Genomic DNA, 17,685 nt, shown 5'->3' with positions numbered 1-17,685 from the left:
TATTTTTTATTATACACGATGTATGGGAAAAAAGTAATCATTCCTTGTTCAAAAATCGACAAAAATATTGAGAAAAAAATCTTTTTAGTGTGTCAAAAAAAACTAATTTGTGTTTATAATACATTTTATGTTAAATGCATTGCATATGCAGTACAATACTATCATAGAAAGAGGGGCACATAAGATGGGTTTAATGACATTTAAAGGTGGCGTCCATCCTTTCGAAGGAAAGGATTTATCAAAAGATAAGCCAATACGTGAATTATTACCCAAAGGTGAACTGGTATATCCATTATCGCAGCATATTGGAGCACCGGCAACACCAATCGTAGCGGTAGGAGATACCGTTTTGAAGGGGCAGAAGATAGCAGAAGCAGGCGGCTTTGTATCTGCACCAATCCATGCGTCCGTATCCGGAACTGTTAAGAAAATTGAGCCAAGAAGAGTTCCAACAGGTGATATGGTGAACTCCATTGTAATTGAAAGCGATGGTGAATTTAATGAGGTAGAGTATCAGGCAGTAGAAGATGTCAGTGCTCTTTCCAAAGAAGAAATTATTAACCGTATAAAAGAAGCGGGAGTTGTTGGTATGGGTGGAGCAGGATTCCCAACCCACGTAAAATTATCTCCGAAGGAACCGGAAAAAATCGACTATATTATTGCCAACTGTGCAGAGTGTGAACCATATCTGACATCTGATTACCGCATCATGTTAGACCACACGGAAGAACTGGTAGAAGGCATGCGTATTATTCTCAGTATGTTTGAACATGCCAAGGGTGTATTTGCAGTCGAGAATAATAAACCGGATTGTATCGCAAAATTATTAGAATTAACGAAAGATGAGCCTCGTATGGAGGTCGCACCTCTTATGACAAAATACCCACAGGGTGGTGAACGTCAGCTTATTTATGCAGTAACCAAACGTGCAATTAATTCCAAGATGCTTCCGGCAGATGCAGGATGTATCGTAGATAATGTTGCAACCATGGTTGCCGTATACCATGCAGTAAAAGAAGGAAAACCTGTTACAAGCAGAATCTTTACAGTTACCGGTGATGCAGTAGAAGAGCCGGGTAACTTTGAGTTCTTAATCGGAACCAGTTTCCAGGAACTTTTAGATGCTGCCGGTGGATTTAAAGAGCAGCCGGAGAAAATTATTTCCGGTGGACCAATGATGGGCTTTTCCATGTTCGGATTAGATGTGCCGACAACCAAGACTACTTCAGCACTCCTTTGTATGACCAAAGATGAAGTGGCAGAAGCAGATGCAGATGCAACAGCATGCATCAATTGTGGTCGTTGCGTAGAAGCATGTCCGGAACAGATTGTTCCATCCAGATTATCTAAATTCTCAGAGCATGGAGATATGGCAGAATTTGAAAAATGGCATGGTCTTGAGTGCGTGGAATGTGGAAGCTGCAGTTTTATCTGCCCGGCAAAACGTCCGTTAGCACAGCTTATTAAGACAATGAAAAAACAGGTTCTTGCTGAAAAGAAAAAAAATAAATAACAAAGAAAGAGGTGGACTATTGTGAGTGAGTTATATCATGTATCATCATCACCACATGTACGAGCCAAAGATACAACAAGCAGAATCATGCTTTATGTAATTATAGCTCTGCTTCCAACAAGTATATTTGGTATTGTTAATTTTGGATATAAAGCAGCAGTATTGATTTTGGTATCTGTTGCAAGCTGTATTGCATCAGAGTGGATTTTCAATCTGATTGTACATAAGAAGAATACCGTCAGTGATTTAAGTGCGGTAGTTACCGGACTGTTACTTGCATTAAACCTGCCGGCATCCCTTCCATGGTGGGAAGCTGTAATCGGCAGTGTATTTGCAATCGTTATTGTTAAAATGATGTTTGGCGGACTGGGACAGAACTTTATGAACCCGGCACTGGGTGCAAGATGCTTTTTACTGATAGCATTTGCCGCAGACATGACAAACTTTACTGTAGATGGATATTCAGGAGCAACTCCACTGGCTCTGATCAGAGAACAGGGCGTTGGAGCTGTTAATACCATGAATATGTTAATTGGTAAGACAGCCGGAACCATCGGAGAGACATCCGCTATTGCTATCTTAATTGGAGCAATGTTCTTAATCCTGATGGGTGTCATTACACTTCGGATTCCGGGAACCTATATCATTACATTTGTAGTATTTATCAGCTTGTTCGGCGGACATGGCTTTGACATCGACTATATCGTTGCTGAGCTTTGTGGTGGTGGATTAATGCTTGGTGCATTCTTTATGGCAACCGACTATGTAACATCACCGATCACACCGAAGGAACAGATTTTATATGGAATTCTTTTAGGTATTCTTACCGGATTATTCCGTATCTTTGGAGCAAACGCAGAAGGTGTATCCTTTGCAATTATTTTAAGCAACCTTCTGGTTCCTATGATTGAAAGGATTACAATTCCAAAGGCCTTTGGACAGGTAAAGGAGGCAAAGCAGCATGAATAAGAAGATTGTACATGACGCGTTGATTTTAACCGTATTTACCGTAGTAATCGGATTTATTCTCGGACTGGTATATGAGATTACCAAGGATCCGATTGCAAAGGCAGAAGAGGCAACTGCACAGGCTGCATACAAAGCAGTGTTTGAAGATGCAGATTCTTTTTCCACCTATGATTTTGATGCAGAAGCCGCAGCCAGCCTGTTAGAGCAGAATGGTTACAGTGATGAAATCAATGGTGTGCAGGAAGCATTAGATAAAGATGGCAATGTATTAGGCTATGTGATTACTGTAACAGCTAAAGACGGAAGCAGGGTAATATCACATTTTCTGTTGGCATAAAGAATGATGGAACCGTAAACGGCTATTCCGTTACCAGTATGTCAGAGACACCTGGACTTGGAGACAAGGCAAAGACAGAAGACTTCTCCAAACAGTATAAGAATAAGAATGTAGACAGCTTTACCGTTGTGAAACAGGCACCATCTGCTGATAACGAGATTGAAGCAATTTCCGGTGCAACCATTACATCAAAAGCAATGACCAATGGTGTAAATGCCTGCATTACATACTTCCAGAATGAATTGGAAGGAGGCGCTGAATAATGAATAAGTATTTAGAACGCGTATATAACGGATTGATTAAAGAAAATCCTACCTTTGTACTGATGCTTGGTATGTGTCCGACACTGGCAGTAACAACATCAGCAATGAATGCACTGGGAATGGGATTATCTACAACAGTGGTATTGATTTTCTCTAACCTGTTGATTTCCTTATTCCGTAAAGCAATTCCAAATGGTGTCAGAATGCCGGCATACATTGTTATCGTAGCATCTTTGGTAACCATTGTAGAATTTATTATGAAGGCTTATACACCGGCACTGGCTAAACAGCTTGGTGTATATATCCCTCTTATTGTTGTTAACTGTATTATCCTTGGACGAGCAGAAAGCTATGCATCTAAAAATCCACCTGTATTGTCTATCTTAGACGGTGTTGGTATGGGACTTGGATTTACCTTCGGATTAACCTGTATTGGCATTGTCCGTGAGATTTTAGGTGCAGGACAGTTGTTTGGATTCCAGATTCTTTCACTGAAATGGTATACACCAATCAATATCTTTGTTATGGCACCGGGTGCATTCTTGGTACTGGCATTCTTAGTTGCTTTAATGAGTATTGTTCGTCAGAAGATGGAAGCAAAAGGCAAACCACTGGCAGAGCCTGCCGGCTGTATCAGTGGAGACTGTGCCGGATGCAGCATGTCTGCAACCTGCAGCGAAAAAGAGAAGAAAGCTGCAGATGCAGAGGAAAAAAGTGAATAGGAGGAATATGACAGATGCAGACATTATTATTGATTGCAATTGGTTCAGCCATTGTAAATAACGTAGTATTAAGCCAGTTCCTTGGTATCTGTCCTTTCTTGGGTGTATCAAAGAAAACAGAGACCGCTGCTGGAATGGGTGGAGCCGTTATCTTTGTCATAACGATATCCTCCTTTGTTACCTCATTGATTTATAAGTTTATACTGATTCCGACGGGAACACAGTATTTACAGACGATTGTATTTATCCTTGTAATCGCAGCGCTGGTACAGTTTGTAGAAATGTTCTTAAAGAAATCCATGCCTGCTCTTTATAAGAGCCTTGGAGTGTATCTTCCTTTGATTACAACCAACTGTGCAGTATTAGGTGTAGCACTTACCAACGTAACCAAAGAGTATGGTATCTTAGAGGGCGTTGTAAACGGTTTTGCAACCGCATTTGGATTCTTTATTGCTATTACAATTATGGCAGGAATTCGTGAAAAAATTGAATATAATGATATCCCTAAGCCATTTAAAGGAACAGCAATTGTGTTAATTACAGCATGTCTGATGTCCATTGCATTTATGGGCTTCTCAGGAATGATTTAGGAGGAAAGAAAAGATGAGTGTACAGGCAATTATTATTGCAGCCGTTATTGTAGGCGGCGTAGGACTTTTTATTGGATTTTTCCTCGGCGTTTCCGGAGAAAAGTTCAAAGTAGAAGTAGATGAAAGGGAAGAAGCAATTGTTGGTGTTCTTCCTGGAAATAACTGTGGTGGTTGTGGTTATGCCGGATGTTCCGGTCTTGCAGCTGCTATTGTAAAAGGTGATGCCCCGGTCAATGGATGTCCTGTTGGTGGTGCGCCGGTTGCAGCAAAAGTCGGTGAAATCATGGGAGTTGCTGCAGAAGAAGGCGCAAAGCAGGTTGCCTTTGTAAAATGTGCAGGAACCTGTGAAAAAGCCGGTCATGATTATGAATATACCGGAGTAGAAGATTGTGCTGCTATGGCATTTATTCCGGGCGGCGGAGCAAAGAGCTGTAGCTATGGCTGCCTTGGCTTTGGAAACTGTGTAAAGGCATGTCCGTTTGATGCAATCCATGTTGTAGATGGTATTGCAAAGGTGGATAAGGAAGTATGTAAGGCATGTGGAAAATGTGTTGCAGCCTGTCCGAAGCACTTGATTGAGCTGGTACCATATGAAGCAAAGCATCTGGTACAGTGCAGTTCCAAGGATAAAGGCAAAGACGTTATGAAAGCCTGCTCCGTAGGTTGTATTGGCTGTCATCTCTGTGAGAAGAACTGTCCAAATGATGCAGTTCATGTCGTAGATAATGTGGCTTATATCGACCAGGAGAAATGTACCGGATGTGGCATTTGTGCCGAGAAATGTCCGAAGAAGATTATTTTATAATCGTTTCTGTGATAGAAAGAACGGGATTGTCATTGATTTGGCAGTCCCGTTTTGCGTAGTTGATGTTATATGAGGATTGGATATGAGAAAATTTAGAGAAAAGTATATTGGAAATAAAGATTTTTATAAAATGGTTCTGCTGGTAGCTATTCCAATTATGATACAGAATGCCATCACTAACTTTGTGAGTCTTTTGGACAATATCATGGTAGGACTGGTTGGAACGGAGCAGATGTCCGGTGTCGCAATCATCAATCAGTTGATGCTGGTTTACAATATCTGTATTTTTGGAGCAGTATCCGGTGCAGGCATTTTTGGGGCACAGTTTTATGGAAAAGGGGACCATAAAGGAGTGCGGGATGCCTTCCGTTTTAAAATTGTAGCCTGTGGTTTCTTAGCAGTCATATGGATGCTGATATTGGGCTTTGCAAATGAACCGTTAATTCGGCTGTTTTTGCATGAAGGAGGAAGCACGGGAGATATTGAAGCTACATTATTGTATGCAAAACAGTATTTACAGACGGTAATGCCATCCATGGTTCCTTTTGCATTGATTCAGGCATATGCCCAGACATTACGTGAAACAGGAGAAACGGTTCTTCCGATGAAAGCTGGAATTGCTTCTGTAGCAGTAAATCTGATGTTTGACTATGTATTAATATTTGGTGCATTTGGACTGCCTGCATTAGGAGTAAGAGGTGCAGCGGCAGCAACCGTATTGGCAAGAGTTGTGGAATGCATTATTGTTGTCTTGTGGACCCATGCGAGAGCAGATAAGAATCATTTTATTGTAGGAGCTTACCGTGATTTTAAAATACCGGGAACACTGGTACGACAGATTATCATAAAAGGAACACCATTGCTTTTAAATGAAACTTTATGGGCTGGAGGAATGGCAGTCCTGATGCAGTGTTATTCCACAAGAGGTCTTGCTGTTGTAGCTGGATTTAATATATCAAATACAGTAGCCAATCTTTTTAATGTTGTATTTATTGCGTTGGGAAGTGCGATATCCATCATTGTAGGACAGCAGCTTGGTGCTGGTAAATTGGAAGAGGCGGTGGATACGGACCGCAAGATGATTGTATTTTCTGTATTTTGTTGTTTTGTTATAGGAGCCTGCATGTTTGCGATTGCTCCGTTCTTTCCAAGAATATACAATACGACAGAAGAAGTGCGTGGACTAGCAAAACAATTTATCCGGATTGCATCAGCCTGCATGCCGTTATATGGATTTATGCATGCAACCTATTTCACACTGCGTTCCGGTGGCAGGACAGTCATTACCTTTCTTTTTGACAGTGTCTATATCTGGGTGGTAGATATTCCACTGGCATTTGTGTTAACCAGATTTACAGGAGTTCCGATTGTATCTATTTATTTATCCTGTCAGTTGATAGAGATTATAAAATGCATCATCGGATATGTTATGGTAAAGAAGAAAATCTGGGTCAACAATATGGTTATGGAGCAGCAATAGGATTATGTTTACATTTCGTGAAATGGAATATTGCTGCCGATGCCGGATGTGGTATGAAGTTCGTAATTGTCGGTGATAAAAATGGCTTCCGTGTCATCCAAGGATTCTATCAGCTTCATGCCGTCCTCTAATCCTAAAGCAAAACAGGTGGTGGAAAGTCCGTCACCATCTACGGATTTCGGACAGATAATGGTGACACCCAGCAGGTTATTGTCATAAGGATAACCGGTTTTCGGATTTAAAATGTGGTGATAGAAGTTATCACCCACATAGAAATAACGTTCATAAACACCGGAACTTACTACCGTTTCATCAGAGACTTCAACACTGGCAATGGCAGTGCCGTCATCGGAAAATGGTTTCTGGATACCGATATTATAGTTGCTTCCATCTGGTTTATCACCCAGCGTAAGGACATTGCCTCCAAGGTTAATCATGCCGGAGGTAATGTCTTTTTCATTTAAATAATCTTTCATTTTATCAGCAATATAACCTTTGGCGATGCTCCCAAGTCAATCATGGCATCCGGATTGGAAAGACTAACTTCGTTCCATCAATAACAATCGCATGATAGTCGATGGTGGAAAGTGTGGCTTCAATATCAGATTCAGATGGAACCGTACCGCTGTTATTTGGAAAGTCCCAGAGTGAAGACAATTTACCAATGGTGATATCGAACTGTCCCAGGCTTAAATCACCATAATAAATACCTTTTTGTAATAATTCAATCGTATCATCATCCACAGTAACCGGTGTGCCACCAGCATTGTTTATTTTACTGATATCGCTGTCTGCGATGGTATTGCTGAAAAGGTTCTCATAATGGGAAGCAAGCTTGAAGCAGTCATCAATATAAGAAGCATTTTCTTCTCCATATAGTGTAATAGTAATGACTGTATTAAAATAAAAATCAGATTTGGAAACGGGTTCTTTGCTGCGTCCGCATCCCACGAAGGAGAAGGAGCAGAAGAAGAGAAAGAAAGCAAGTAAACTGCAGGTTAATTTATAAGAAAATATCGTCTTTTTTGTTTTCATCATGTATACTCCGGTTCTTTTAAAATCATATAGCACAAGCATAGCACAAGGAAGATAAAATTTACAGATGATTTTTTTCGAAAGGTATGATAAAGTATAAAATGTATGCATATGAATAAAAAATTATAACCGGCATTCAGATAGTGAATATGCCGTAGATGATTAAGAGGCGGAAAAATGGATACACAGTTGCGTGAAACATTAAAGAATAAGAAGCGTGTAATTGTAAAAATCGGTTCTTCATCTCTTTTACATGAAGAGACCGGAAAATTAAATCTTTTAAAACTGGAACGTTTGGTAAGAGAATTATGTGATATTAAGAATCAGGGCATGGATGTATGCCTGGTCAGCTCCGGGGCTATTGCAGTAGGAAGACAGTCCATGGGATTCAAAGAAAGACCGGAGAAAATAGCTGTAAAACAGGCATGTGCGGCAGTGGGACAGGCGAGACTTATGATGACTTATCAAAAGCTTTTTTCAGAGTACCACCAGAATGTGGGACAGGTTCTTATGACAAAAAAAACTATGGTTGATAACGTGTCGAGAAAAAATGCCCAGAATACTTTTGAAGAATTGTTTGAAATGGGAATTATACCAATTGTAAATGAAAATGATACCGTATCTACTTATGAGATGCAGTTTGGTGATAACGATTCCCTGTCGGCTATTGTAGCCTCATTGGTAGGAGCAGATTTGTTGATTCTTTTATCTGATATTGACGGGTTGTATACGGATGATCCGAGAAAGAATCCAAAAGCAGAATTGATACCGGTAGTAGAAAAAATTGATAATCGGATTGAAAACATGGCAGGAGATACAGTAGGTAGTGATGTTGGTACCGGTGGAATGACCACCAAATTAACGGCAGCAAGGATTGCAACCTTATCCGGAGCAGATATGATTATTGCCAATGCAAAGGATGTGGGAGTTCTGCATCAGATTTTCGAAGGAAAACAGGTGGGAACCTTTTTCAAAGCCAATAAAAATGATGATTTCTATATTGCAGATTATGTAGAAGAAAGCATGGAGTAAAAAGATGATTGAAAATATAATAGCAAGAATCAATGAATTATATCATAAATCCCAGAAAGAAGGACTGACACCGGAAGAAAAGGAAGAACAGGCAGCACTTCGCAAGGAATACATAGCAAGTGTAAAGCGGAATCTGAAGGGACAGTTAGATAATATTGATATGGTAAATGCAGATGGAACGGTAACCAATCTGGGAGAAAAATATGGAAACAAAGGCAAGCATCAGAACTAAGTATAAGACACTGCGAAATGCAATGCCGGAGAATATTGTAAGAGAAGAATCCCAAAGGATTTGTCAGAATATCAGTACCTGGGAAATCTTTCAGAAAGCACAAAATTGTTTCTTTTATTATCCCCTTGGGAAAGAAGCTTCTTTATTGCCGCTTTTTAAAGAAAGCATTCAAAAAAGAGCAGCTTTCCCCCGGGTGCGTGGAGAAGAAATGGACTTTTGTGAAGTCAATAGTACAGATGATTTTCAGGAAGGGTATTTTCATGTGATGGAGCCAAAGGATGAGATACCGGCGATAGATTTAGTAGAACTTGAGCAGGAGAAAACAATTGTATTCACACCGGGACTGGTCTTTGATATTAACGGTGGAAGAAGCGGATATGGTAAGGGCTTTTATGATCGTTTTTTTCAGAAATATAAGAAAGTAATCCGGGTTGGAATTGCATTATCCTGTCAGCTTGCAGAACAGGTACCTATGGAGGCTTATGATATTCCGATGGATTATCTTGTAACACCGGAGAAGATTTATAAAGTGACGGATAACAGAGACGAAAATAAGTAGCAGGAGGGAATTATGGAATTACAGGAATTAGGTAAGAGAGCAAAAGCAGCAGAAATTATCATGCGTAATTTGGGCATGAAAGAAAAAGAAAAGATTTTGCTTGAAGTTGCAGAACATTTAGTAGAAGACACCGATGCTATTTTAGCAGCAAACCAGAAGGATATGGATGCCGGAAGAGAAGCCGGAATGCATCAGGGACTTTTAGACCGTCTGATGTTAAATAAAGAGCGCATTGCACAGATGGCAGAGGGAATCCGCCAGGTAGCAGAATTAGAAGACCCGGTAGGAGAGGTCCTTTCCATGAAACAGCGCCCGAATGGACTTATGATTGGAAAGAAACGTGTACCATTAGGTGTCATCGGAATTATCTATGAATCACGTCCAAATGTAACAGCAGATGCCTTCGCTTTGTGCTTTAAAACTGGAAATACCGTGATTTTAAAAGGTGGAAGTGATGCCATTCATTCCAATATGGCAATCGTAAAGAGCATCAATGAAACCTTAAGTGCTAACCAGCTGCCGGAGGGAGTGCTTGCTTTAATTGAAGATACCAGCCGGGAGACAGCTACTGCATTTATGAAAATGAATGAATATGTGGATGTACTGATTCCAAGAGGCGGCTCAGGACTGATTCGTGCAGTAGTAGCCAATGCTACGATTCCGGTGATAGAGACCGGTACCGGTAACTGCCACATTTATGTGGATGAAACCGCAGACCTTGATATGGCAGTGAATATCATTAATAATGCAAAAACACAGCGTATCGGAGTATGTAATGCCTGTGAATCCTTAGTGCTGCATGAGAGCATCGTAGATGAACTGATGCCACGCCTTTCTGCAAAATTATCCGAAAGCCATGTAGAAATCCGTGGGGATGAGCGGGTTCAGAAAGCTGCAAAAGATGCAGTGGCTGCAACAGAAAAAGACTGGGGCACCGAATATTTGGATTATATTATTTCTGCAAAGACAGTTTCAGATATTGATGAAGCCATTACACATATCAATAAATATAATACCGGACATTCGGAAGCAATCATTACCAATAATTATGAGCATGCACAGAAGTTCTTAAATGAGATTGATGCTGCTGCTGTTTATGTAAATGCATCCACACGTTTTACTGACGGATTTGAGTTTGGCTTTGGGGCAGAAATCGGAATCAGTACCCAGAAGCTGCATGCCAGAGGACCAATGGGCTTAGAAGCACTGACGACCACCAAATATATCATTTATGGGGATGGCCAGATCAGAGAATAATAAGAAAAATATTAAGAAAACAGGAAAAGAAATGAGAGAAATAGAAAAGATAAATCACACCGGTGAAGTTCCGGTAATGGAACCGCAGAGACAATTTTATTTTATGGACCTTGCAAAGCAGTATGTGACGCAGATTTCCAGGAAGAAAGGCAGACCGCTTACCTTTCATGTGACAACTTTTGGGTGCCAGATGAATGCCAGAGATTCCGAAAAGTTATGCGGAATTTTAGAGACCGTAGGTTTTGAAGAGACCGATTCCGAGGAAGCAGATTTTGTCATTTATAATACCTGTACCGTACGTGAAAATGCCAATAATAAGGTTTACGGACGTCTGGGATATTTAAGCGGTTTTAAGAAAAAGAATAAAGATATGATGATTGCATTATGCGGCTGTATGATGCAGGAACCGGAGGTTGTGGAAAAATTAAAACAGAGCTATCGTTTTGTAGACCTGGTTTTCGGAACCCATAATATCTTTAAATTTGCAGAACTTCTGGTACGCTGCTTTGAAGAGCAGAAAATGGTGATTGACATCTGGGATGATACGAAAGAAATTGTAGAAGAACTTCCGGTAGAACGGAAATACAGCTTTAAGTCCGGTGTTAATATTATGTTTGGCTGCAATAATTTCTGCAGTTACTGTATTGTGCCATATGTAAGAGGAAGAGAACGCAGCAGAAAACCGCAGGATATCATAAGAGAAATTGAAAAATTGGTAGCAGATGGTGTAGTAGAGGTTATGCTCTTAGGACAGAATGTCAATTCCTATGGAAAGAACTTAGATACACCAGTGACCTTTGCACAGCTCTTACAGGAAGTAGAAAAGATTGAAGGTCTGGAAAGAATCCGGTTCATGACATCCCATCCAAAGGATTTATCCGATGAACTGATTGAAGTAATGAAGAATTCTAAAAAAATCTGCAGACATCTTCATCTGCCGCTTCAGTCCGGCAGCAGCAGAGTGTTAAAAGAAATGAACCGTCACTATGACAAGGAGCATTATCTTGCACTGGTTGAAAAAATCAAAAAAGCAATGCCGGATCTGGCAATTACAACCGACATTATTGTAGGATTCCCGGGAGAAACCGAAGAAGATTTCTTAGAGACCATGGATGTGGTAAGACAGGTAGAGTATGACAGCGCGTTTACGTTTATTTATTCAAAACGTACCGGAACGCCTGCTGCCAAAATGGAAAATCAGATTCCGGAAGATGTGATAAAAGACCGTTTTGACCGGCTGTTAAAACTGGTACAGGAGATTTCCGCAAAGAAAGCCGGAGCATTAACCGGAAGCGTGCAGGATGTATTAGTTGAAGAATTAGATGAACAGCAGGAAGGTCTTGTGACCGGAAGATTATCCAATAACTCAGTGGTACATCTGCCGGGCGGTGCATCCATGATTGGAAACATCGTACCGGTACATTTAAAAGAATGCAAAGGCTTTTATTATATGGGAGAGGTTGCAGAGTAAATGAACCGTCGTTTTGGAAAAAATGATATTCTGTTGCTGGGAATTCTTGCGGTAGTTATTCTGGTGTTTTATGTGGGAATGACCTCTGCATTACGAAGCGGTGACAGTATTATCATTACGGTAAATGGCAGTGAATATGGCAGATATTCCCTGTCAGAAAATAAAGAGATTCCAATTAAAATAGATGGAAAAGTTACCAATATCGTAACGATTGAAAATGGGACTGCTATATGCTTGAGGCGGACTGCCCGGATCAGTTGTGTATGCATCAGAACGCAATTTCCAAAGATAAAGAATCCATTATCTGTCTGCCAAACCGGGTTGTAGTAACCGTAGAAAGTGAGCAGAAAAATACATTGGATGATGTGGCAGGGTAGGTGAAAGCATGAAGAAAAGTGTAGCATATCTTGGCGTGTTTTTGGCACTGGCCATGATATTAAGTTATGTGGAAGCAATATTGCCCTTTGCCATTGGAATACCGGGAGTAAAGCTTGGACTTGCCAACCTTGTTACGGTGCTGATGCTGTATCTGATTGGCTGGAGAGAGGCTCTTTGTGTATCGGTGCTTCGTATTGTGCTTACCGGAATTTTATTTGGAAATTTGGTCAGCATCTGTTATGGACTTGCCGGCGGATTATTAAGCTTTGTACTTATGTTTATTCTGATTCGGATGAACTGTTTTCATGTAGTTACGGTCAGTATCTGTGGCGGAATCATACATAATATGGGACAGCTTATCGTAGCAGGATTTCTGGTAAGCTCATACTATGTCATTTACTATATGCCGGTTTTATTGATTGCAGGCTTTGTGACGGGTGCCCTGATTGGAATTGTGGCAAAGGAAGTAGGAGGAAGATTATGTATTCATATATCAAAGGCGAATTATCCGAAATAGTGGCAGAGAATCATATTGTCGTTGAAAATGGCGGAATCGGCTATAATATTTATATTCCGGGACAGGTATTATCTCTGCTACCGGGAGTTGGCGAAGAAGTAAAAATCTATACTTATCTTTGTGTCAGAGAGGATGCATTTATTTTATATGGTTTTCTTACCAGAGATGATTTGAATGTATTTAAATTGCTGATTGGTGTATCCGGAATCGGACCAAAGGGTGCACTGGCAATTCTTTCTGTCATGTCAACGGATGATTTGCGTTTTGCAGTATTATCTGATGATGCAAAAGCAATTGCAAAAGCTCCGGGAGTTGGAAATAAGACGGCACAGCGGTTGATATAGAATTAAAAGACAAGCTTAGTTTAGAGGATGCCTTTGAACAGAAATTAAGCCATACACAGGAAGCTGTTTCTGGTAACGGCTTAAAAGGAATCCGCAATGAAGCAGTAGAGGCACTGGTTTCACTGGGTTATTCTTCCACAGAGGCTTTGAAGGTTCTTCGTGATATTGAAATTACGGAAGACAGTTCGGTAGAAGATATTTTAAAACTGGCATTGAAGCAGATGGCATTCTTATAAGAGGAGCAGAAAATGGAAAAACGTGTAATTTCAACGCAGATGCAGGATGAAGATATCAAAATCGAAAAAACACTGCGTCCGATGACCTTGGATGAATATATTGGTCAGGAGAAAGCAAAAGCAAATCTTAAAGTGTATATAGAGGCTGCAAAACAGCGTGGAGAGTCCTTAGACCATGTATTGTTTTATGGTCCTCCGGGACTTGGTAAGACTACTCTTGCCGGCATTATTGCCAATGAAATGGGCGTACATATGAAAGTCACTTCCGGTCCGGCAATTGGAAAGCCGGGAGAAATGGCAGCTATTTTGAGTAATCTTGCAGAAGGTGACATTTTATTTGTAGATGAGATTCATCGTTTGAACCGGCAGGTAGAGGAAGTATTATATCCTGCCATGGAGGATTATGTCATTGACATTATGGTGGGAAAAGGCGCAACTGCCCGTTCAATCCGCCTTGATTTACCGCATTTTACGCTGGTTGGTGCCACTACCAGAGCCGGACTTTTATCGGCACCCTTAAGAGACCGTTTTGGAGTGGTACATCATCTGGAATTTTATAATGTGGAGGAACTTAAGACAATTATTGTCCATTCTGCAAAAAAGTTAGAGGTAAAGATTGATGAGGAAGGTGCAATCGAATTGGCACGCCGTTCCAGAGGAACGCCGCGTCTTGCCAACCGCCTTTTAAAGAGGGTGCGTGATTTTGCACAGGTGCAGTACAATGGTGAAATTACCAAAGAAGTAGCATCCTTTGCACTGGATTTACTGGAAGTAGACAAGATGGGCTTAGACCAGAATGACAGGAACATTTTGCTTACGATTATTGAAAAATTCCAGGGTGGCCCGGTAGGGCTGGATACCCTTGCGGCAGCGATTGGGGAAGATGCCGGAACCATAGAGGATGTTTATGAACCATATCTTGTAAAGAATGGATTTATCAACCGGACACCAAAGGGAAGGGTCGCAACAGAATTTGCATATCATCACTTTGGAATAGAGGGCTAAGAAAATAGTTGTTTTTCGACAGATTTATAGCTATAATATGCTATATGTAGTAGTCAGAGAATATTTTTAGGCAGATACGCAGAGAGGAAATGAAAATGGCAGCAAAAAATAATACAGAAGTGATTATTGATGGAAAAGTATATACTTTAAGTGGATATGAGAGTCAGGAGTATTTACAGAAGGTAGCAACTTATATCAATGATAAGATTGCAGAATTTAAAATGCTGGATGAATATAAGAGAATTCCAAGTGATATGCGTTCCACATTGCTGGCATTGAACATTGCAGATGATTACTTTAAAGCGAAAAATCAGGTTGAAAAATTAGAGCAGGATTTAGAGGTAAAAGACCGTGAAATCTATGATTTAAAGCATGAACTGATTTCCAACCAGATCCGCATGGAAAGTGATGCCAAATCTTTAAAGGATCTGGAAAAAGAAAATAAAGAGCTGCTTTTAAATAAGACCAGATTAGAAGCAACCTTAGAAGATGCTTTACTTGGTAAAGTAGATAAACTTGAAAAACCGGAAAAAACTGAAAAACCAGAGGAAAAGAAAACAGACCATACGGAAGAAAAGAAAGAGGAAAAGCCTTCCGGAAAGAAAGCGTAATAGAGAATAAAAACTATGAAAGGGGGCAGACATTTATCTGTCCCTTTTGTTGCCATAGGAGATGAGGAAAGATGAAAGAGTTAGAACTTTTAGCACCGGCAGGTTCCTTGAAAACATTAAAGGCAGTCATTCATGCCGGAGCAGATGCCGTATATCTTGGCGGAAGTATGTTCGGTGCAAGAGCATATGCCAATAATTTTAACGAAGAAGAATTATTAGAAGCAATCCGTTTCGGACATATTCATGGACGCAAAATTATTCTTGCGGTGAATACTCTGTTAAAAGAATATGAATTAGGACAGCTCTATGATTATCTGCACCCTTATTATGAAGCGGGATTAGATGCTGTCATCGTGCAGGATATGGGCGTTATGGAGTTTATCAAAACTCATTTTCCAAATCTTCCGATACATACCAGTACCCAGATGACCATTACCAATGTAGAGGGAGCCAGGCTTTTAAAGGAACAGGGTGTAGAGCGTGTGGTGACAGCGAGAGAAATGTCCTTAGAAGAAATTCAAAGAATCCATGATGAAGTAGGCGTGGAACTGGAAAGCTTTATTCATGGCGCATTGTGTTACTGTTATTCCGGACAGTGCCTTTTCAGTAGTATCATCGGCGGAAGAAGCGGAAACCGTGGCAGATGTGCACAGCCATGCCGCCTTTCCTATGAAGTATTGCAGGGAGAAAAAAGTCTTACCGGACATCATGCAACACCGATTCTGAGCCTTAAGGATATGTGTACACTGCCATTTTTGTATGAACTGGCAGACCATGGGGTATATTCCTTTAAGATAGAAGGACGGATGAAGACACCGGAGTATGCTGCCGGTGTAGTAAGTATTTACCGAAAATATATGGATTCCTATCTGGATGGAAGCCGTATTCCGGTGGAGAAGAAGGATATCAGGGCACTTTTAGAACTTGGAAACCGAGGTGGCTTTACCAACGGATATTACTATCATCATAATGACAGTGATATGCTAAGCGGAGAGAGTGCTTCCCATAATAAGAGCGAAGGTGTTCTTCAGGATAACATCCGTAGAGAATATGTAGACACCGAATTAAAAGAAAAGATTAAAGGAAAGTTAATATTAAATAAAGAATGCCCTGCTAAGATAGAAGTGCAATATGGAAAAATAAAAGTTTCTTATCAGGGAGATATGGTTCTTGTAGCGCAGAATCGTCCGTTGACGGAAGAAGTTGTAACAGAAAAGATTACAAAGACTGGAAATACACCATTTGTTTTTGAAAAGCTTGAAGTTACAATGGATGATGATATTTTTATGCCGGTAAACCAGCTGAACCAGCTGCGAAGAGGTGCGTTGGAAGCATTAGAAGAAGCGTTGTTGAAACCTTATGAAAGAACGCTTCCAGAATTGGTGGAAACTTCTTCCGCTGAAACAGATAGGCAGACAACAGGAAATGCCATAAAAGAAAAGCAGATTTCCGGACAGTCATTATCACAGACTTCTGGACAACAATCCGCCGGTTCATCCACAGAAGTCCGGGTACTGATTGAAAACGCAGAACAGCTTCCGGCAGTATTAAAAGCCGATTTCGTGGATACGGTTTATCTTGATTGTATGTTGTATACAAGAGAAAATCTGATCCGCAAGTTAAGTGCGGATATAGACAGGGTACAGGCATCCGGTAAGAAAGCATTTTATGTATTCCCGTTTATTTTCCGGCAGCAGACCAGTCTTTTTTATGAAAAAATCATGCCGGAGCTAAAAAAGCTTCCATTAGATGGTATTATGGTGCGGAGTCTTGATGAGATTGCGTTTATAAAGGAATGGGGCAATGAAAACTGGCAGATGGTATCCGACAGTAATTTATATACCTATTCCAATGAAGCAGCAGAATATTTTTATCATCTTGGAATGATGCAGGATACAATTCCGGTGGAATTGAACCGGAAGGAGATTTTAAGAAGAGAAAACAGCCGGTCTGAAATGATTATCTATGGCAGACTTCCGCTTATGATAACGGCACAGTGTATTCATAAGAACACGTTGGGCTGTATGCATCAGCCTGACGTGCTGACCTTAAAAGACCGTTATTCGGTACATTTTCCGGTGAAAAATTTCTGCCCGGAATGTTATAATGTAATTTATAATTCGCTTCCGGTCTGTCTCTTTAAGGAAGACGTAACCGTGAAAAAGATTGCACCGGCTGCCGTAAGGCTTTCCTTTACGACAGAAACTGAAGAAGAGACAGAACAGATTTTAACAATTTATGGCGATATTTATAAAAATGGTGGCATTTTGGGGCAGATGCCAATGGAATGCACCAATGGACATTTTAAACGAGGCGTAGAATAAAGCAG

At 40.5% G+C, this 17,685-nt stretch carries 18 protein-coding genes and 2 pseudogenes; 18 read left to right on the top strand and 2 right to left on the bottom strand.

Features of this window, described 5'->3' with window-relative positions; genetic code table 11:
* Positions 1-184: 184 nt before the first annotated feature.
* The 7 genes and pseudogenes from rsxC (at position 185) to DW059_RS08045 (ending at position 6,679) form a co-directional block, all read left to right on the top strand.
* Entirely contained in the window at positions 185-1,513 is a 1,329-nt protein-coding gene (rsxC, locus tag DW059_RS08075; RefSeq protein WP_117698417.1) for an electron transport complex subunit RsxC, read from the top strand.
* A 21-nt stretch (positions 1,514-1,534) separates the two neighbouring features.
* Positions 1,535-2,482, top strand: coding sequence for an RnfABCDGE type electron transport complex subunit D (locus DW059_RS08070; protein ID WP_117698416.1), 948 nt, complete (start codon positions 1,535-1,537; stop codon positions 2,480-2,482).
* Positions 2,475-3,082: pseudogene (locus tag DW059_RS17605) on the top strand (RnfABCDGE type electron transport complex subunit G). Before DW059_RS08070 ends, DW059_RS17605 begins: the two are co-directional and overlap by 8 nt.
* Entirely contained in the window at positions 3,082-3,804 is a 723-nt protein-coding gene (gene rsxE, locus DW059_RS08060) for an electron transport complex subunit RsxE (protein WP_022243742.1), read from the top strand. Before DW059_RS17605 ends, rsxE begins: the two are co-directional and overlap by 1 nt.
* A gap of 14 nt (positions 3,805-3,818) precedes the next feature.
* Positions 3,819-4,394, top strand: a complete 576-nt coding sequence (rsxA, locus tag DW059_RS08055; RefSeq protein WP_022243743.1) for an electron transport complex subunit RsxA — start codon at positions 3,819-3,821, stop codon at positions 4,392-4,394.
* 13 nt (positions 4,395-4,407) lie between these two features.
* Entirely contained in the window at positions 4,408-5,199 is a 792-nt protein-coding gene (locus DW059_RS08050; protein WP_117698415.1) for an RnfABCDGE type electron transport complex subunit B, read from the top strand.
* An 82-nt stretch (positions 5,200-5,281) separates the two neighbouring features.
* Positions 5,282-6,679: an MATE family efflux transporter gene (locus DW059_RS08045; RefSeq protein WP_117698414.1), complete on the top strand. Its 1,398-nt coding sequence runs from the start codon at positions 5,282-5,284 to the stop codon at positions 6,677-6,679.
* 8 nt (positions 6,680-6,687) lie between these two features.
* Here DW059_RS08045 and DW059_RS17185 read toward each other — a convergent pair whose 3' ends face one another.
* Together DW059_RS17185 and DW059_RS17180 are read right to left on the bottom strand one after the other, a co-directional pair.
* Positions 6,688-7,155, bottom strand: a complete 468-nt coding sequence (locus tag DW059_RS17185) for an FAD:protein FMN transferase (protein ID WP_334294167.1) — start codon at positions 7,153-7,155, stop codon at positions 6,688-6,690.
* Positions 7,156-7,195: 40 nt separating this feature from the next.
* A complete protein-coding gene (locus DW059_RS17180; protein WP_330408331.1) occupies positions 7,196-7,717 on the bottom strand; it encodes an FAD:protein FMN transferase in 522 nt (173 codons plus the stop codon).
* Positions 7,718-7,891: 174 nt separating this feature from the next.
* Between DW059_RS17180 and proB the strand changes: the two genes are divergently transcribed.
* The 11 genes and pseudogenes from proB (at position 7,892) to DW059_RS07985 (ending at position 17,680) form a co-directional block, all read left to right on the top strand.
* The gene (gene proB, locus DW059_RS08035; protein ID WP_117698413.1) at positions 7,892-8,746 is read left to right on the top strand and encodes a glutamate 5-kinase; all 855 of its coding nucleotides are present in this window, start codon (positions 7,892-7,894) and stop codon (positions 8,744-8,746) included.
* 4 nt (positions 8,747-8,750) lie between these two features.
* The gene (locus DW059_RS08030) at positions 8,751-8,978 is read left to right on the top strand and encodes a DUF896 domain-containing protein (RefSeq protein WP_022243748.1); all 228 of its coding nucleotides are present in this window, start codon (positions 8,751-8,753) and stop codon (positions 8,976-8,978) included.
* Positions 8,950-9,537, top strand: a complete 588-nt coding sequence (locus DW059_RS08025; RefSeq protein WP_117698412.1) for a 5-formyltetrahydrofolate cyclo-ligase — start codon at positions 8,950-8,952, stop codon at positions 9,535-9,537. The genes DW059_RS08030 and DW059_RS08025 overlap by 29 nt, the downstream gene beginning before the upstream one ends.
* A 12-nt stretch (positions 9,538-9,549) precedes the next feature.
* Entirely contained in the window at positions 9,550-10,794 is a 1,245-nt protein-coding gene (locus DW059_RS08020) for a glutamate-5-semialdehyde dehydrogenase (RefSeq protein WP_117698411.1), read from the top strand.
* Between the two features lie 31 nt (positions 10,795-10,825).
* Positions 10,826-12,265, top strand: coding sequence for a tRNA (N6-isopentenyl adenosine(37)-C2)-methylthiotransferase MiaB (gene miaB / locus DW059_RS08015; protein WP_117698422.1), 1,440 nt, complete (start codon positions 10,826-10,828; stop codon positions 12,263-12,265).
* The gene (locus DW059_RS08010; protein WP_242986175.1) at positions 12,266-12,592 is read left to right on the top strand and encodes a NusG domain II-containing protein; all 327 of its coding nucleotides are present in this window, start codon (positions 12,266-12,268) and stop codon (positions 12,590-12,592) included.
* Positions 12,593-12,650: 58 nt separating this feature from the next.
* A complete protein-coding gene (locus tag DW059_RS08005) occupies positions 12,651-13,160 on the top strand; it encodes a Gx transporter family protein (RefSeq protein WP_117698410.1) in 510 nt (169 codons plus the stop codon).
* Positions 13,124-13,740 (top strand): annotated as a pseudogene (gene ruvA, locus DW059_RS17600) (Holliday junction branch migration protein RuvA). The gene DW059_RS08005 and the pseudogene ruvA overlap by 37 nt, the downstream one beginning before the upstream one ends.
* A gap of 12 nt (positions 13,741-13,752) precedes the next feature.
* A complete protein-coding gene (gene ruvB, locus DW059_RS07995) occupies positions 13,753-14,745 on the top strand; it encodes a Holliday junction branch migration DNA helicase RuvB (protein ID WP_022243755.1) in 993 nt (330 codons plus the stop codon).
* A gap of 95 nt (positions 14,746-14,840) precedes the next feature.
* Entirely contained in the window at positions 14,841-15,356 is a 516-nt protein-coding gene (locus tag DW059_RS07990; protein ID WP_117698409.1) for a cell division protein ZapA, read from the top strand.
* A 71-nt stretch (positions 15,357-15,427) separates the two neighbouring features.
* Positions 15,428-17,680 (top strand): peptidase U32 family protein, encoded by a 2,253-nt coding sequence (locus DW059_RS07985; RefSeq protein WP_117698408.1) that lies wholly within the window; start codon positions 15,428-15,430, stop codon positions 17,678-17,680.
* Positions 17,681-17,685 lie beyond the last annotated feature (5 nt).

The organism is Roseburia sp. AF42-8 (genome assembly GCF_003435965.1).
Taxonomy (GTDB): domain Bacteria; phylum Bacillota; class Clostridia; order Lachnospirales; family Lachnospiraceae; genus Roseburia_C; species Roseburia_C amylophila.
Note: the sequence above shows the minus strand (reverse complement) of the source record. Positions and strands in the feature narration are given on the sequence as shown.

Excerpts from the sequence above, each read along its gene's own strand:
- rsxC (WP_117698417.1), top strand. The coding sequence starts at position 185 with ATGGGTTTAATGACATTTAAAGGTGGCGTCCATCCTTTCGAAGGAAAG.
- rsxE (WP_022243742.1), top strand. The coding sequence starts at position 3,082 with ATGAATAAGTATTTAGAACGCGTATATAACGGATTGATTAAAGAAAAT.
- rsxA (WP_022243743.1), top strand. The coding sequence starts at position 3,819 with ATGCAGACATTATTATTGATTGCAATTGGTTCAGCCATTGTAAATAAC.
- DW059_RS08050 (WP_117698415.1), top strand. The coding sequence starts at position 4,408 with ATGAGTGTACAGGCAATTATTATTGCAGCCGTTATTGTAGGCGGCGTA.
- DW059_RS08045 (WP_117698414.1), top strand. The coding sequence starts at position 5,282 with ATGAGAAAATTTAGAGAAAAGTATATTGGAAATAAAGATTTTTATAAA.
- DW059_RS17185 (WP_334294167.1), bottom strand. The coding sequence starts at position 7,155 with ATGAAAGATTATTTAAATGAAAAAGACATTACCTCCGGCATGATTAAC.
- DW059_RS17180 (WP_330408331.1), bottom strand. The coding sequence starts at position 7,717 with ATGATGAAAACAAAAAAGACGATATTTTCTTATAAATTAACCTGCAGT.
- proB (WP_117698413.1), top strand. The coding sequence starts at position 7,892 with ATGGATACACAGTTGCGTGAAACATTAAAGAATAAGAAGCGTGTAATT.
- DW059_RS08030 (WP_022243748.1), top strand. The coding sequence starts at position 8,751 with ATGATTGAAAATATAATAGCAAGAATCAATGAATTATATCATAAATCC.
- DW059_RS08025 (WP_117698412.1), top strand. The coding sequence starts at position 8,950 with ATGGAAACAAAGGCAAGCATCAGAACTAAGTATAAGACACTGCGAAAT.
- DW059_RS08020 (WP_117698411.1), top strand. The coding sequence starts at position 9,550 with ATGGAATTACAGGAATTAGGTAAGAGAGCAAAAGCAGCAGAAATTATC.
- miaB (WP_117698422.1), top strand. The coding sequence starts at position 10,826 with ATGAGAGAAATAGAAAAGATAAATCACACCGGTGAAGTTCCGGTAATG.
- DW059_RS08010 (WP_242986175.1), top strand. The coding sequence starts at position 12,266 with ATGAACCGTCGTTTTGGAAAAAATGATATTCTGTTGCTGGGAATTCTT.
- DW059_RS08005 (WP_117698410.1), top strand. The coding sequence starts at position 12,651 with ATGAAGAAAAGTGTAGCATATCTTGGCGTGTTTTTGGCACTGGCCATG.
- ruvB (WP_022243755.1), top strand. The coding sequence starts at position 13,753 with ATGGAAAAACGTGTAATTTCAACGCAGATGCAGGATGAAGATATCAAA.
- DW059_RS07990 (WP_117698409.1), top strand. The coding sequence starts at position 14,841 with ATGGCAGCAAAAAATAATACAGAAGTGATTATTGATGGAAAAGTATAT.
- DW059_RS07985 (WP_117698408.1), top strand. The coding sequence starts at position 15,428 with ATGAAAGAGTTAGAACTTTTAGCACCGGCAGGTTCCTTGAAAACATTA.